This is a genomic window from Streptomyces tendae, from assembly GCF_014650435.1.
GTDB classification, from domain to species: domain Bacteria; phylum Actinomycetota; class Actinomycetes; order Streptomycetales; family Streptomycetaceae; genus Streptomyces; species Streptomyces tendae.
In genome coordinates this window covers 99,431-114,388 of record NZ_BMUY01000016.1, presented here as the reverse complement: position 1 = coordinate 114,388, position 14,958 = coordinate 99,431, and the positions used below count along the sequence as shown (strand labels likewise).

General features: G+C 69.4%; 17 protein-coding genes. 5 read left to right on the top strand and 12 right to left on the bottom strand.

From position 1 onward, the window contains the following. Nucleotides 1-74: 74 nt before the first annotated feature. The 12 genes from IE258_RS33535 to IE258_RS33480 form a co-directional block, all read right to left on the bottom strand. On the bottom strand, nucleotides 75-491 hold the full coding sequence (locus IE258_RS33535) for a conjugal transfer protein TraB (protein ID WP_189749523.1): 417 nt from the start codon (nucleotides 489-491) through the stop codon (nucleotides 75-77). A gap of 15 nt (nucleotides 492-506) precedes the next feature. Next, nucleotides 507-2,312 carry an ATP/GTP-binding protein gene (locus IE258_RS33530; protein ID WP_229892587.1) on the bottom strand — a complete coding sequence of 602 codons (1,806 nt, stop codon included), beginning with the start codon at nucleotides 2,310-2,312 and terminating at the stop codon, nucleotides 507-509. A 580-nt stretch (nucleotides 2,313-2,892) separates the two neighbouring features. Continuing rightward, nucleotides 2,893-3,129 (bottom strand): hypothetical protein, encoded by a 237-nt coding sequence (locus IE258_RS33525; protein ID WP_189749520.1) that lies wholly within the window; start codon nucleotides 3,127-3,129, stop codon nucleotides 2,893-2,895. After that, nucleotides 3,126-3,617 carry a hypothetical protein gene (locus IE258_RS33520; RefSeq protein ID WP_189749519.1) on the bottom strand — a complete coding sequence of 164 codons (492 nt, stop codon included), beginning with the start codon at nucleotides 3,615-3,617 and terminating at the stop codon, nucleotides 3,126-3,128. Before IE258_RS33520 ends, IE258_RS33525 begins: the two co-directional genes overlap by 4 nt. A gap of 122 nt (nucleotides 3,618-3,739) precedes the next feature. Beyond that, entirely contained in the window at nucleotides 3,740-5,914 is a 2,175-nt protein-coding gene (locus IE258_RS33515) for a coiled-coil domain-containing protein (RefSeq protein ID WP_189749518.1), read from the bottom strand. Between the two features lie 117 nt (nucleotides 5,915-6,031). Beyond that, complete coding sequence (locus IE258_RS33510; RefSeq protein ID WP_189749516.1) at nucleotides 6,032-6,613, bottom strand: DUF6197 family protein; 582 nt, start codon at nucleotides 6,611-6,613, stop codon at nucleotides 6,032-6,034. Nucleotides 6,614-6,722: 109 nt separating this feature from the next. Next, nucleotides 6,723-6,914: a DUF5999 family protein gene (locus tag IE258_RS33505; RefSeq protein ID WP_189749613.1), complete on the bottom strand. Its 192-nt coding sequence runs from the start codon at nucleotides 6,912-6,914 to the stop codon at nucleotides 6,723-6,725. 201 nt (nucleotides 6,915-7,115) lie between these two features. Continuing rightward, on the bottom strand, nucleotides 7,116-7,415 hold the full coding sequence (locus IE258_RS33500; protein WP_189749515.1) for a WhiB family transcriptional regulator: 300 nt from the start codon (nucleotides 7,413-7,415) through the stop codon (nucleotides 7,116-7,118). Nucleotides 7,416-7,561: 146 nt separating this feature from the next. After that, a complete protein-coding gene (locus IE258_RS33495; RefSeq protein ID WP_189749514.1) occupies nucleotides 7,562-7,753 on the bottom strand; it encodes a hypothetical protein in 192 nt (63 codons plus the stop codon). A gap of 193 nt (nucleotides 7,754-7,946) precedes the next feature. After that, nucleotides 7,947-8,192 carry a hypothetical protein gene (locus IE258_RS41465; protein ID WP_229892585.1) on the bottom strand — a complete coding sequence of 82 codons (246 nt, stop codon included), beginning with the start codon at nucleotides 8,190-8,192 and terminating at the stop codon, nucleotides 7,947-7,949. Between the two features lie 418 nt (nucleotides 8,193-8,610). Beyond that, nucleotides 8,611-8,772 (bottom strand): hypothetical protein, encoded by a 162-nt coding sequence (locus IE258_RS33485; RefSeq protein WP_189749512.1) that lies wholly within the window; start codon nucleotides 8,770-8,772, stop codon nucleotides 8,611-8,613. A 104-nt stretch (nucleotides 8,773-8,876) separates the two neighbouring features. Then, a complete protein-coding gene (locus tag IE258_RS33480) occupies nucleotides 8,877-9,485 on the bottom strand; it encodes a hypothetical protein (protein ID WP_189749511.1) in 609 nt (202 codons plus the stop codon). Between the two features lie 385 nt (nucleotides 9,486-9,870). Here IE258_RS33480 and IE258_RS33475 point away from each other — a divergent pair, with 385 nt between their 5' ends. From IE258_RS33475 to IE258_RS33455, 5 genes are all read left to right on the top strand, one after another. After that, a complete protein-coding gene (locus tag IE258_RS33475) occupies nucleotides 9,871-10,629 on the top strand; it encodes a GntR family transcriptional regulator (protein WP_189749510.1) in 759 nt (252 codons plus the stop codon). Next, nucleotides 10,626-11,312, top strand: a complete 687-nt coding sequence (locus tag IE258_RS33470) for an ATP-binding protein (RefSeq protein WP_189749509.1) — start codon at nucleotides 10,626-10,628, stop codon at nucleotides 11,310-11,312. The genes IE258_RS33475 and IE258_RS33470 overlap by 4 nt, the downstream gene beginning before the upstream one ends. A 207-nt stretch (nucleotides 11,313-11,519) precedes the next feature. After that, entirely contained in the window at nucleotides 11,520-12,689 is a 1,170-nt protein-coding gene (locus IE258_RS33465) for a helix-turn-helix domain-containing protein (protein WP_189749508.1), read from the top strand. Between the two features lie 5 nt (nucleotides 12,690-12,694). After that, entirely contained in the window at nucleotides 12,695-13,276 is a 582-nt protein-coding gene (locus IE258_RS33460) for a cysteine hydrolase family protein (RefSeq protein WP_189749610.1), read from the top strand. Further along, the gene (locus IE258_RS33455) at nucleotides 13,273-14,184 is read left to right on the top strand and encodes an FAD-dependent oxidoreductase (protein ID WP_189749507.1); all 912 of its coding nucleotides are present in this window, start codon (nucleotides 13,273-13,275) and stop codon (nucleotides 14,182-14,184) included. Before IE258_RS33460 ends, IE258_RS33455 begins: the two co-directional genes overlap by 4 nt. Nucleotides 14,185-14,958 lie beyond the last annotated feature (774 nt).

Genomic DNA, 14,958 nt, shown 5'->3' with positions numbered 1-14,958 from the left:
CCCTTCGGGATGGTGATGGGCGGCCCGCCGTCGGTGGCGGGCCGCCCATCAAGGGATTCGGCGGGCTGGGAAAATCAGCGGGCGAAGAAGCCCGGCTTGGGGGTTCGCTCGCTGCGGCCGGAGCGGACGGTGTCCAGGCCCTCGTACAGCCGCGCGTGCGTACGCCGCGCGTCCGCGGCCAGGCCGGACACCTCCTGCGCCGCCTCGTGGACCCTCTGGACCTCCACGGCGGCGCCGCCGAGGGCGACGGCCACCTGGTTGGTCATCCCGATGAACTTGCGGTCCAGTTCGGCGTTGGCGATGTCGACGGCCAGGCCCTCCGCGCGCTGCGCGTTCTGCCTCATGCCGCGCAGCAACTGCTCCAGTTCATCGCCCGCCAGCTGCAGCGCGGTGCTGAGCGTCTTGAGCTTCTGCTGGACGGCCTTGTACCGGTTGTCGCCGTCCGTCCGGGCGGCGGCGCCGCCGGGGGTAGTGGGCGCGAGGTCGCTCATCAGCAGACCTCCTTCCTAGTCGTGGTGGGCGGCGGAGGAGGCGTGGGCCAGGCCCGCGTCGTCCATGGCCGCGATGTCCTCGCCGTAGACGCGGCCGACCGAAACAGCGGCGATCCGTGCGGCCTCGGAGGCGGTCTCGCACTCGGTGGCGCACCGTTCGATGAGCTGCTTCATGCGGTCAGCGGCGTCGGCCGTGTCCGTAATCTGGTCGACGACCTCGGTGGCGATGTTGTGGTCGCCGACCAGGTCGGCCGCCATCTCCCGCAGGGCTTCGGCGACCTTGTCGAGCGCGACGGCCAGGTCCTGGGCACGGTCCTTGTCGAGTGCAGCGGCGATCGCGATGTTCACGATCTCCATCAGGTACTCGCCGAAGGTGATGTCGGTGCGGTGCTTGGCCGCCATGCCGGTCCGGCCCGAGGTGGGCTTGCTGACCTGCGATGCCAAGGGGTCCTCCTGTTCGGTGGGTCGGGTGGTGCCGGGACGCCGGGTGTGGGGCTCGGGCGCCCGCGGGAGGCTCGGCGCGCTCGAGGTGGTGGCCCCGAACGGGTCGGCGGGGTCGTCGACGATGACCGCGTCCGGGATATCCTCCTCAGCCGCTTCTGGCTTGGGGGAGCGGGTCGGGCCGTCGGGGCGGTCCACCGTGACGCCCAGGTCCTCGGGCCGGAGCGGAGAGGGTTCCTCCGGCTCGGGCGGGTCGGTGTCGTTGCCAGCCTTGGTGAAGAAGTCCTTCAGCTTCTCCTTGAAGGAGCGGCTGCCGGCGCCGTCGTCCATGTCCGGCGAGTCCTTGACGTCGTCGGGCTTGGAGCCGTCTGCCGTCCCGGTGCCGTCTTTCGGGCCCGTGTCACCGGCGCCGTCAGAGGGCTTCTCGCCGGTCTTCTTCCCGCCGTCCTCCTCCTTCGCGGAGTCGTCCTTCGAGCCGTCAGCGGCCGTTTCAGGACCGTCCTTGGACCTCTTCGAAGCGGTGGCCTCGGAGTCCTTGGCCTTGCCGTCGTCCTTCGCGGCCTTGTCCTGCTCGGCTGCGCGGCGCTTGTCCCAGCGGCCCTGTACCTCCTCCGCCACAGCCGCACCGAGGGTGGTGCGGTCGTCGGCGGCCTTGACGGCCTCCCGCTTCGCCTTCCTCGCGGCCTTCCGCTCGGCTTTCGCCCGGCGGTGTTCCTCCCGCGCCGCCTGCCGACTGGCGCGGTCCTGGTCGCGGTCCTTGGTGCGGTCGGCGAGGTTGGCGGCCTGGTCGGCGCTGCGCCGCTGGTGCCGGGCCGCCTGGCGGGCGGCGGCGCGCTCCTGGCGGCCGCGGGCCCGTTCGGCCCGGGGGCTGACGGCCGGCGAGTTCTGCGACTTGCCGCCATCGCCCTTCGAGCCGCCCTTGCCGCCCCCGGAGCCGCCCGAGCCGTTCTTGCCGCCGGAGCCACTCGAACTGCCCTTGCCGGACCCGGACTTGCCGGAGCCGTCAGAGCCCTTCTGACGGCCCCTGGAGCCCGCGGACGACTCATTGCCCTTGGAAGGGCCCTTACGGCCGCCAGCGGAGCGATCAGAACCCTTTCCGGCGCCCTTGGGGGAGTTGCCGCTGCCGGAGCCTCGACTGGTGCCGCCGGACCCGTTCGTTCCCGTGCCCCGGCCGCCGCCGGCGCCGCCGCGGCCTGAGCCGCCGGAGTTGCCGCCGCCTCCCCGCGAGCCGTTCCCGCCGCCGGCCTTCGAGCGGCCGCCCTTGTCGGTGCTCATGCCGGAGCTCGAGGACCGCGCCGCGTCGGCTTTGCCGCGCGCCGCCGCCTTGTCGGCCTTCGCCTTCATCTGGGCGGTGTGGAGCTTGGAATTCTGCTCCATCATCGCGGTTTCCTGCGCGGTGCGGGCCTCAATGAGGGCGGCCTTACGCGCTATCTCCGCCTCCCGGAACGGCGCTTCCCCGGCGTGCCGATCGCGCGCCACCTCCAACCGGTATTCCACCCAGTCACCAAGCCTGTCGGCGAGAGAACGAGGCTGGACGTATTCATCTTCCTCGTATTCCTCATCGTCAGGATCCGGCGCGTCGGGCATTCCCGATTCCCGCAATGCGGTTTCCGGAGAAATAGGGCCGCGAATGGGCGGGAGTTCCATTGTCGTCTCCGCCGGGGACTCTGGCGGAACAACCCTGCCCGGGCCACTGTCGGGTGGTTCGGAATAGAAGAGATCCCCGCCGTCGGGAGCGTCCGGCATTCCGCCGGAATCGCTGCCCCGGGCGGGGAGGCTGATCACGTTACTGTCGGTGTCGTCGGACACGCGACCCCTCCTCCTGGGCTTGACAGTCGGCACCGGCCTCGCGTACGCGCGTGCGCGCCACGCGCGGCACGCGGCACGCGCGGCACGCGTTGGGATCGCCGAAGGACCGTCCCCGGGAGTCGGAGACTGCCCTCGTGCTGGGCGTGGGGAGCTAGCCGTTGTGACGGCCGTAGACGTTGTGCAGGGCGAGGGCGACCTCACGGATGAAGTCCGTGTTCCCTTCGCGGTAAGCCTGCGTGCCTCGGATATTCACGAGCCGAAGCCAGTAGTAGAAGGTGCCGAGGTCGTTTCCGTGCTGAGCAATCAGATCCTGTTTGATTTTGCGCTCATGTTCCGCACGGTTAAATGCCTTCCGCTCTGCTTTCGTGAGCGGTCGACCTGCACTCACGCCGACTCCCTGCGGTCCAGGTCGTAAATCGACGTGGGGCTACCATAGTCCCTATTCGAGTTCTGCGCACCCTGCTGACCCGGGCTTTCCGGGGTGGCCTCAAGCGGCGGGTTGTTCTTGCGCTCCTTGAGTAGCGCCTTTTCCTTTCGCTGCTTCTTGACCCACTTCACCTTCTCGTCGTGGGCGTGGCGCTTATGGGCGCTCTTTTCGAGGCCCGAAGTGGCCTTCCTGAGGTTCCGGATGACGTCGTTCAATGACTTTTCCACCGGGAAAGAGCGCAGCTGCGCCTGCTTCCACTTGTCGCCCGCCACCCGGGTCCCACGGCAGTGCACGCGGGTCTCGTGCTGGAGGACCTCCAGCTTTGCCTGCATGTCCAGCACGACCCGGTGGAAGTCCGCAAGGTAGTGCGCGTAGGCGTCCGGGTTCTGCGCGATCTCGCGCAGGGCCGCGTGCGGGTCGTCGAAGAAGGGCTTGTCTTCGGTACTCACGGGGTCCTCCGTGGGGCTCGGATCTGCTGTACTCGGGGGGCTGCCGACTGCTTCCGGCAGTCGCAGCGAGGGCCAGCCCGATTCCCGCGGGCTGGCCCTCACTGATGTGTGCCGGACGGCGATCAGGTCAGGTACTTGTCCGCGTCCTCGGGACGCAGCAGGCCGGCCTCCTTCAGTAGCCGGATCGCGCGGGGCTGGTTGACGTTGAGCTGGGTCCGGACGCGGCTGATGTTGACGAAGCCGTCCGTCTCGCGCGGCAGAGCCTGTACGCGCGGAAGGAGCTCGGCGTCCGTACGGGCGGGCGTCACCGTACCGGTACGCCCGCCAGCGGACGTTCCGCTTGTACGCGGGTGGACCGCCGCCGTACTGGTACGCGCGGACGGAACGCCGTCGGCCGGGGCTGTGCGGGCGGTGACCGTACTAGTACGTGCTCCGCCGTGGTATGCGGCGGCACTGGTACGGCCGGTGTGCTCCGTACCAGTAGGCGCCACCCCGTTCGGGGCGGCCTGTACGCCGCTTGTACGGTTGCTGTACGCGCTGGTCAGACCGGCATTCGCTCCCGCCTGGGCGCGGTGTTGCGAGGCGCCGTGTACAGGCTCCGTACCGGCGGTGCCGTGGGCTGTACGAGCGGGGGCCGTACCAGCTGACGCGCCGTACGAGTCCGTACCAGACGGGCTTGTACGGGCGGGCTGTGTACCAGCCGCGCCGTCCGTACGAGCGGCCGTACCGGTACGTCCGTCCGTTCCGGTTCCCGTGTCCGTACCAGCGTGTCCGTCCGTACCGGCGTCGTCGTGCATAAGGGAGTGGACGCGCCAGATGACGGCCACGAAGATCAGTACGACGAACGTCGTCAGCCACCACGGCGCGGACTGTCCCTGCGGGACGAGGTGCGCCTGTTCCGACAGGTGGAAGACGACGTTCGCCGACGCCATGAGTGCGAGCGCCGCGCCGATGTCCTTCTTGGCGCGGAACGCGGTGACGCAGTAGACGTCGATGCTGACCGGCAGGAGCGGAGCGACGTAGGGGTGGATGCCGACCATGCGGGCCAGTTCGTACTCGCCAGACGCGGCGAGGCCGACGCCGGCGGCGAGCGCGATCCACGGCGCCGTCTTCCATGCCTTGCGGCTGAACTTGTGCTGCCAGCCGCGCCAGCGGGAGTTGGCCTTCTTGGCATCACGGGCCTCGTCGAGCATCCGGCGGGCGCGCCTCTCATCGGCCTCTGCCCGGTCCATGATGCCCTTAGCGCTGCGCTGCGCCTCCTCGGTGATGCGAGTGGCCTGCTTCTGGGCGGCCTCCCGCAACTGCGCGGCAACGGTCTTGGCCTCCTCGCGCAGCCGGTCGCGCTGCTTGTCGCACGCGTCCTTGAGACCGGCGAGTTCTTCCGCAAGGACCTTGCGCCTGGCGGCGGCCTCCTCGTCGAACTGGTCAGTGAGCATGCGCAGTCGCTCGCGCAGCTCCGTGCGGGTCTGCTCCGCCTCGGCGTGCGCGGCGGCCACGTGGGCGTCAGCCTCGCGGCGCCGGTCATCGGCGGCCTTGACCGCGTCCGCGTACAGCTGCTCCGCCTCACCGCGCCGGCCGTCGTACTGCCCGGCCGCCGTCTGAGCGAGCTCGGCGGCCCGGGCACGGGCCTGTTCGACCTCACGCTGCGCCGCGGCCACCAGATCGTCGGCCTGCTCCTGTGCCCGGGCGAGGATCTGCCCGGCCTCGGTGCGGCGCTGGTCGACCAGGACGCTGATCTCAGCGAGGTCGGCCTCGGCCAGACGCCGCAGCTCGGCAACCGCCGTGGCCGTAGCGGCGCGGTCGGTCGCCGCCAGTTCGGTCAGCTCCTCGACCTGCGCGCGGGCCGCGCCCACCAGGGTCTCGGCCTGGGCGCGGGCGTCACCCAGGAGCCGCTCGGCCTTGCCGCGTGCCGTCTCCAGGTCGGCTTTGGCCGCCTTGCGGCAGGCGGTGGCCTCTTGGTCGGCGTCGGCGCTGAGGGCATCAGCGCGGGTCTGCGCCTCCGTAAGCAGCGCGGTGACCTGCGCGTGGGCATCGGCGATGGTACGCGCCGCCTGCCTCTCGGCCTCTGCCTGGAGGGCGGAGGCCGCCTCGCGGGCGGTGTCGATGATGTCGGAGGCCCGGTCCCGGGCATCCGCGAGGCGGTCCGGTGCCTCCAGCTCCCGGCCCACGCCAGGGTCCACGGCCACGGCCGGGGCCGACGGGTCGGCGGAGGTGGTGGAGGCGTTGGGCTGCGGAGCCGGACGGGCCATCGACTTCTTGCGGGCAGGCCTCTTGGTGCGGCCTCGGTTGGCGGCCACGCCGCCTCCTTCCAGGTCGAGGGCCGCCCCGGGTGGGCGGCTCTGTTTCACAGGTGCTGAGATGCCGGGGCGGCCGTCACGGTGGGGCCGGCCGCCCCGGTGCATGCTCCGGGCGGGTCAGGCCGCCTGCTCCGGTGAACCCACGGCGCCGGGTCCGTAGGTTCGGGCGAGGCGGGCTCCGGCTGTCAGCAGCGCGGTGATGTCCGCGTGGGTGCGGTGCTGCCGCTCCGACCAGGAGACGGCGCGGGCGGAGTCGGAGCCGGTGTGGGCCTGGATCACCCGGTCCAGGACGTAGCCCGCCACGATGGCGGTGTCCGTGTCGCCGTGATTGCCGTCCTCGCCGACGTGGCGCAGGGCGGTGGCCAACGTTCGCTGAGGAGCAGCAGTGCCGCTCTCGTCGCGGACGAAGCGGATCAACGCCCGGAGCATCGCCTTGACCGTCATGGAGTCGTCGTCGGCGAGGTCCGCGCTGGCCGACGAGCCGTTGCCGTACCTGTAGGCGCGGATCCAGCCGTCCTTGTCGAGCAGGGCGATGGTGGCCTCCAGATGACGGGCCACGGTCTCGCCGGAGGACTCCTCACCGGACGGGCCGATCCACAGCGGCCGGTAGGAGCGGTCGGTGAGTTCAGCCGCTTTGCTCAGCGTGACGTCGGAGAACACCGCAGCGGCAGGGACTGGGCTGATCGTCGTCTCGGGCATGTGAGCCTCGATTCCAGGTTTCGTCGGGTCCGGGCTGTCCGGCTCCCCGTCACCGCCCGACCCGGCCGCCACGAGGGTGGACGGTCGGTGCGGGCGGATCAGGCAACCGTCAGACCAGCGCGACGACAGGACGGTGCGGGTCGACGACCCGGCCGTCGGGGAGCAGTTCGCCGGTGTCCTCGAAGATCACGACGGCGTTGCACAGCAGGCTCCAGCCCTGCTCCGGGTAGGCGGCCACGACGATGGCGGCCTCGCGGTCCGCCCTGTCGGCCGGCGGACACGTCGGGGTGTGCGTGCACAGCCAGTTCGGCTGTCGGGTGGCGCCGATGATCGTCTCGGTGTCGGGCTGCTTGCTGTTACACATGAGTTCTCCTTCAGGGGGAGGCATCTGGAACTCCGGGCGGAGACGCGCAAGCGGGCCGGCATGCCCGTCGAGTGGGCAGGCCGGACCGCTTGCGCGGACACCCGGCCGGGGGTTGCTCCTGCTCACATGCGGCGGGGATCAGGCGAAGCGGATGCGGGCCGCGCGGCGCCTCATCCGGCGCCGGTCGGCCTCGTCGGTTCCGCCCCACACACCGTGCTCCTGGCCGCTTTCCAGCGCCCACTGCAGGCAGCGCTCCATGACGGGGCAGCCACGACACACGGCCTTCGCTTCCTCGACCTGGCCCAGCGCCGGGCCCGTGTTGCCGATCGGGAAGAACAGGTCGGGGTCCTCGTACCGACAGGCCGCCTTGGACCGCCAGTCGGTGCTGACGGGCAGGCCGGCGGACAGCTCGTCGGTCGTGCGGGCGATGCGGGACATGGGGCCTCCCAGAAGATTCGGACGAGTCAGCTCCCGGGCAATCCGCGGGGCCGCTCGCGTGACTGCGGCCTCACGGCCGAAGAGGGTGGTCCGCTCCCGGCCTTGCTGTCCCGCCTTGCATGGGGGCAGCAAGGCCGGGAGCCGGGTCAGCGGGGCTTGTGCTTGCCGCGCTGATTGCGCTGGCGTTGGAGGTAGGAGTCCTGGCTGCGGGTGAAGTCCCCCCACAGCCGACCGCCTTCGCCGCAGCGCCGGAAGATCGTGCAGGTGCTGCAGGCAGCGCGGTGGTTCAGGTAGGCGTCCAGGGCCATCAGGTAGCGCTGGTACTGGGCGTCAGCCACGTATTGCTCGTCTCTCGTCGCACTGGCGGGGTGGATGAAGGTCGGCGACGTGGCGCCCTGCTCCCGCACTGCGGTAGCTGCCGCAGAGGCGGCCGCGAGCAGCTGCGGGTCACCGGACGTGCGGTGCCGACACATACGGCGGTCCGGCCCGGGCGGGTGCTGCGCTGCCCGGGCCGAGTGACGAGGTGCGTCATCAGATCCCGAGGGCCGTGCAGGCGTCGCACGTCCACGCCGTCGGCGCCACCTGCGAGCCTTGCGTGCCCGTCGGCATCGGTGCGGCACCGAAGGTGCCGCCGCACCGGTCGCACTGCATCCCGGCGCCCGGAGCGATGGGTGCAGGAGCCGGTGCGGTGCCGGGCGAGCGGGCGTCGTCGACCATCACCGGCCGGTACAGGACCAGCACCGGCTGCCGCTCGTAGCCGGGCATCCTCTCCTGCATGTCCTGGAGGGTGCGGCGCGCTCGACGGCCGGCCGGGATGCGGGCGTCAGCCTCGTGGACCATCCGAGTCAGGAGGTCACCGAGCCTGCGGTTCGCCGCGCTGGTACCCGCGGTGTGCGGGTGCGGCCGGCCGTCGCCGGGCTGCGGTTGGCGACCGTCACGCTCGTGCGGTCGGGGCCGCACAGGCAGCGGCGGCCGTCCGCTCATTACCGGGGGTGCTGTCATGCTAGGCATGCAGGTCGGTTCCTTTCCCGAGGGTGACCTGCGACAAGAACCCCCAGGGGGCCAATCCCTGGGGGTTCGTCGCATACAAGGCCCCGCGCCGTCGTGGGCGGCGGGGAGTGCGTCCTGCGCACTCCGTCGCGCACCATCCGAACCTTCGAGGTCGGGTGGTGCGCGACAGGCAGCGCAGGCTGCATCAAGCAAGGTGACGGGCCTGTTCTTCCAGTACGCGGATGCGGTCAGCGATCCCGCGACGCTTGGACCGGGACAGGCCCTCCTGCGTGAGCGACCGGCGAGCAGCCGCCAGTTGATCGGTGATGCGCTGCTGCGGGGATCGGGGGTCGGTGGGAACGGGCATGAGGTCCTCCTCAACGGGTGGCGGATCGCTGTATGAGCAGCCACGGCCCCGGCCTCCCCACGTCGAAGGGGCGGCCGGGGCCGTGGTCGTTCGTCCGGAGCGGGTCAGCTCGCGCGACGTTCGGGGTGCAACGTCTTGATCGGGACCGGCGCCGCCCCCAGCGGCGCGTCACCGGCGGGCAGCTGCGCGCGGCGGGCGTCGGCGTCGCGGACCGAGGACTCGGTTGCCGCCCACTGTTCCTTGCGCAGCAGCCACAGGGGCCTGTCGTTGCCGCGCTCGTCATCCGTCGGCGCCTGCTTCTGCGCGGCGATCTGGCTGACGGCCGGGGCGACCGCGGCCTTGGGCTTGCGCCGCACGGTGGTCCGGCGGCGGTGGCCGGTCTCCGCGTGGCCGTCCTCCAGGCGCTCCTGCCACTGCTTCACCGCCACGTCAACCGTGACCAGGCGGTTGCTGCCCAGGCGGCAGCGGACGGCCGCGTCCTTCCATGTGCGGCCGGTGTCGTGCGGCACGACCTTGGGCGCCGTGCTCCGGAGGCCGGTGATCGGCACCCACGTCTCGCAGTCGGGGCAGATCAGCGATGCGCAATCCCGGCGCAGGTCGTACTGGTGGGGCTTGAGGGCGGACAGGGCCAGCGACGGACGGGAATTGAGGGTGCGGGAGCGGGTCCGGCTCCGGCGGGGGCGGGCGGTGCCCTCAAGGGTCGAAGCAGACATCTGGACTCCTCACGGGCAGAGCGGGCAGGGGGAGCGTCGCGATGCTCTCTCCGCCCTCCGGGCCGCACGGCACGAGGCCGGCGTCCCGCAGGACAGACAGCGCACAGCGCTGCGACGTGCACACAAGTCGTCGCGGCCGTCAGGCTCCGGGGGAGTTCGATGGTGCTCTCGCGTCCTCAGCTCGCCTGATGACGTGCCCTCAGCAAGCTGAGGGCTACCCCGGCCGCCCCGGAGGGCGGACGACTACTGCGGTCCTGCGGTGGTGCTCACTCGGTGCTCCCGGAGGATCACCGACGCCTTACATACATCAGGTTGCATCAGGTACCCTCACGTGTCAAGCGGTATAGTGAGGCACCCAGAGTGAATTCGAAGGAGGCGAAGGCACATGTCAGGGCCACCCCGAGCCGACAATCGGCCGCCGTACGCGCGCATCGCGAGCCACTACCGCGACCTGATCAGCTCTGGGGAGCTCTCGCCGGGCGACCTCCTGCCCAGCATCAAGACGCTGGCGACCGAGTGGGAGGTCAGCACAGCTACCGCGGACCGAGCCATGCGGCTGCTGCGCGAAGAGAAGCTCGTACAGGGCATCCCTGGCGTCGGCACCGAGGTAATGGAACGCCCCATCTCGCTGTCCTCCGGGGCTGAGCGCCACGACCGCAGCGGCAAGACGCAGTCGTCGTGGGGCGTCGGCGAGAAGTCGTCCGGCCACACCGCCGGCATAGTCGAGGCTCCCGAAGACGTCGCTGACGTGCTGGGCATTTCGCCTGGTGACGACGTGATTCGCCGCAGCCGTGTCTACCGGGACGGTCATGGCATCGTCTCCCACTCCACGTCCTGGATCCCAGCGGAGTTCGCCCAGGCCGTAACCGAGTTGGCCCGGAGCGAGCGACTCAAGGGCGGGTTGTCACTCGACTTGATCGCTCGGGCCACCGGGCGGCGCGTCGTGAAACGCGTGGATGAGGAATCGGCTCGCATCGCAACGTCACGCGACCTCGAGCTCCTGGAGCTGGAAGCCGACACCGTCGCGGCGATCCTTGTGCTGACCGCACGTTTCCTGGACGCCGACGGCGAGCTGTTGGAGTACGGCGTGGACTTGGGCGCCCCTGGCCGCACCCGTCGCACGACGACAGAGGTGCAGCGGTGAGCACCTACGACACCGCCGTACTGGACGACACGCTCGTCTCCTGCCTCAGCCAGCTCCTTGGAGCCGAGCACATCGACACCCTCACGCTGGAAGGACGATTCGAGATCACGCGCATCGACGCCGCTTTGTCCGGCCGACCAGGCCCCGCGCCTCGCGCGATCCTCATGTCCGGACTGCAGGGCTCCGGCAAGACGACTCTCGCCCGCGCCCTGGAGGCGGCCGGCTTCCGGCGCCTGTGCCCTGATGAGGAGATGTTCCGCCGCTACGGCCACTACGGCAGGGACTTCCCTCGCGGCGAGTTCAGGGTCCGGGAGGCCCCCGTCCTCAAGGACATCGCCCTTGAGCTCCAGGAGCTCCTGACGGCCGGGCACGAGGTCGTGGTCGACCACGGCTTTTGGACTCGGGAAGAGCGGGCCCAGTGGGCAATGACCGTGATGGAGGCCGGCGGCAAACCTGTCCTCATCTACTTGCCCGTGCCGCATGAGGTGCGCTGGGACCGAATCCGGAAGCGCAACGAGCAGTCGCTGGTCGACGCGAACAGCATCGAGTTCAGCGAGGAGGATCTGCTCAGGCATGCGGGCCGTTTCTCCCCGCCGACCGACGATGAGCCGCACATCGTTTACGACGGGCAACCGGACAGCGTGCTGGCCGACATACAGCTCAGCAGGCATTTCGATGCCTGACGGCACGCGGAACTCGATGCGGACGCGGCACGGGGGTGTGCCCGGGATCGCCATGGTTCCTCCGGCCGGAGTTGCGGGTGTGGATCAACAAGAAACAGCATCCGCGCCAGGGGCCTTGAGCAAGATGTCCGACTGTGGAAGTGGTGTAGCAACAGCGTGGCAATAGGGCCGTTGATACCTGGAAGGTGACCGCAAAGGGGGTGTGTAGTGATCGCTGTGGACAGGTGGACAGGTGAGGAGGCGCTGCTGTTGCGGTCGGTGATGCGAGCGTCTGTGCGCGAGTTCGCCGGTCGCCTCGGCATCAGCCCCCGGACCGTCTCGAACTGGCAGCGGAACAAGACGAGCGTCTGTCGTCCCCAGATGGCGCAGATCCTGGACACGGCGCTCCTCCAGTGCACCCCGGCCGAGCAGGAGGCGTTCAGCCTCCGCCTGGCAGCGCTGCGTGGAACGTCAGCTCCCCTCACCGCGGAGTCGGCAGCACGTCCGGCACCGTGCACGGTCGTCTCCCACAAGTTCTTGCCGGTGTACCTCGGTGAGTGCAGTGCGCCCCTCTACGTTGCGGGCTCGCCAGGCGAGCCTGGGCCCGGCGGCTTGGAGCGGCGAGTCCTGTCGGCTGACCACCACTCCGCGCAGTCGTCGACGGTGCACATGTACGCCTGTGGTGTCGCGGTGGTGCATCTCGAGGAGCACCACCGCCTCGAGACGTTGACCGAGCTGGCGTTGTGGCGTTACCGCACATACCTGAAGGAACCGGGCTGGGTAGGGGAGTGGATGGCTCACTCTCTGGCGCGCCACGGCGACGACAAGGCGCAGCCTGCCCAGTCGCTCGTTCCGCAGTACGTGCTGTCGGCCTACGAGCTCCGCACACATTCCTGGTCAAGCGCCGGCCTGGACACAGTTCTCCAGCTGCTCGCTACGCCATCAGTGCTGGTCAACCGGCAGAATCCGGCAGATGTGGTGCCGCTCGGGCCGGGGGTAGAGGAAGCCAAGTTCCGTGACGGCTGGGCCCACCCCGAGGCCGTGACGTTCGACGGTGGAGTCTCACGCGGAGTCGTCGGCTGGTCTGGTGTCGCCTATCACCCGCAGTCGGACGAGCGGGCCTTGACCATGAGCCAGATCGTGGCTCTTGAACTCGACGTACAGGCTCTCTGGGCCCTCTCGTCGCACATCCTGCACGTGGTCGAAGACGGCCAAGACCCAGTGATGCCGACAGCTTACGGGTGGCGCTTCCTTCGTAGCGCCTACTTCCGGCTCACCACTGCGCGCCCCACCGAGACCGCCCAACACCGGGTGATGCGCGAGGCCATCCTGGCCACCAGTGAACTTCCTGACCGGCTGCGCGCCGCTCAGGATGCCCTTCGGGACAGCAATCCGTGACGGCTATGTGGAAGGCGGACTGGGTGGACCCTCGATCGACGGCACTGCTGGTCATTGACGTTCAGCAGGGCTTCGTAAATCGGCATAGCCGTGGTGTTCTGCCCGCGGTTGTGCGACTGGTGGAGGGCTGGCGGGCAGCTGGTGCTCCTGTAGTGCTGTCCAGGTTCCACAACGAGCCGGGCTCGCCCTACGAGACCATCACTGGGTGGACCCGGCTACGCAGCCCGGAGGAGCAAGCCCTCGTTTCAGAGCTCGCTCCATACGCGGACAGCGCTGCTGCGATTATTGAGAAGGCCCAAGCGTCGATCTTCACGGCAGAGGGTGCTCAGGTCATCAGGGATGCGGGCTGGACTGACCTGGTGTTGTGCGGCATCGACACCGACGCCTGCGTGTACGACTCTGCCATGGCCGCATACCAGAGCGGATACCGGCCGTGGATCGTTGTCGATGCCTGTGCCTCAAGTGGGGGCTCCAGATATCACGACGCAGCTCTGTTGCTCGCGACCCGGAACCTTGGTGCGGAACAGCTTGTGACCAGCGACCACGTCCTGTCGCAGATCAGTGGAACTCAGGGGGCACAGGCATGAGCACGCCGCCGTACGATGCGGACCTGCTGGTCGTTGGCGCTGGACCGGCCGGAGTGGCAGCCGCGGTGATGGCCGCTAGCCTCAACCTGCGGACTGTAGTGGTTGAGGCGGGGCAGGTTGGCGGCAAGCTGCACGACATTGGTGCGTTGGAGAACCTGCCCGGCAACTGGTCGACCGGCCCTGAGCTGGCTGCAGCCCTGGCTGCGGACCTGAGCCGAATTGAGCGTGCAGGCTGGTGCTCTGTCGTCAACGGCCGTGCCACAGGAGTCACGGGGTATAACGACCGGGTAGAACTCGCCCTTGAGGACGGGCGGGTACTCACCGCACAGACCGTCGTGGTCGCATCGGGCGTGGCTGCGTTGACGCCCCTCGACGCGGCCTGGATCAGCGCTCCGGCAGGTTTCTCCGTGCCGCCGCTCTGGCGAGCCAAGCCTGTAGACCTGGCTGAACCAACGTACGTACTCGGAGGTGACCGGCCTCTCGGGACCTGGCTGCGGAGCCATCTCACGTCTTCAACGACGCTGAACGTGCTCTATCCACCTGGAGACGACTACAAGATCACGGAGATCTCTGGGGACCAGCGCATCTGCCTCGCGCCCGTATCCCATCTCTCGGTGTCCCCTCTGGCCCAGGGAACCGGCTGGAGTCTTGAGGTCCAGGACCGTAACGGAGCACGGAAGTCCTATGTCGCCACCGCTGTGTTGGGCAACATCGGCAACAAGCCGGCTGCTCTCCAAGGTCTTGCTGTAGGCGAGGACGGCTACTGCCCACCTACTCAGCAGCACCCCCGGGTCCGCATCGCTGGCGACTTGAGGTCGGCGCAGTACCAACGCATCGCAACTGCTCAGGGCTCGGGAGCCGAAGCCGTGCTCGCCGGCTACTACTCCACCGTGCTCCAGCGCACCTGAATGGAGGTCAGATGATGCCGACGCTTCGGAACGGCCCACGACTTGCGCCGCCCTCTCTGGCGCGGGCCGCGGTCGGCATCAGCCGGGTGGCGACACGTAGCCCCCAGCAGCCCCTGGAACATCGCGGTGAAGGTAGGGTGGCCTCGAACGTTGATCAAAAAGAAGTGGCCCCGTCGACCGGCCTTGGCAAGCCGGGAGGGGCCACGTGGCCGACGGACCTTGTAGGAGAGGTCCGAGAGCCTGCCGAGCACCCTTTTCGCGAGAAGGAAGGTGCCGACGTGATCAGGGTACCCGTACCCGTCACCCGACACACCGCACCCCGCCGTGGGTTCAGCAGCCATGCCGGTTGCTGGTCCTTCGACGGGGCGTTCGTGCTGTCCGCAGGCACACCGGTCCGCGCCTCAGACGAGGGGGCCGGGATGACGTAGTCGTCGGGGGCGGCGCCCATATGGGTCTTCGCGCCGCCCCGGGCCGCTCAGCCATCGGGTGATTGGGAAGTCACCTCGGCTCAGCGCCCATCTGCCACCGGAGAGGGCTTGGCAGGCCCCTCCGAAGGGATTGTCCGTCCGGTTGGGAGCCGGTCAGACGGTTCGAACATCAGGTTTCACCCGAAACCCGAAGCACCTCTAGGGGGCTTCGTTGTGCCGCGAGGCGGGAGCCCCTCGACAGGAGTCATTGTGCATGACCATCCTGCGGGCCGCCAGCTTCGGCATGCCCCTACATTCCGGTACTACCGCGTAGAGCAGGCATATCGCCGCTCGGCCATGGCGCAAG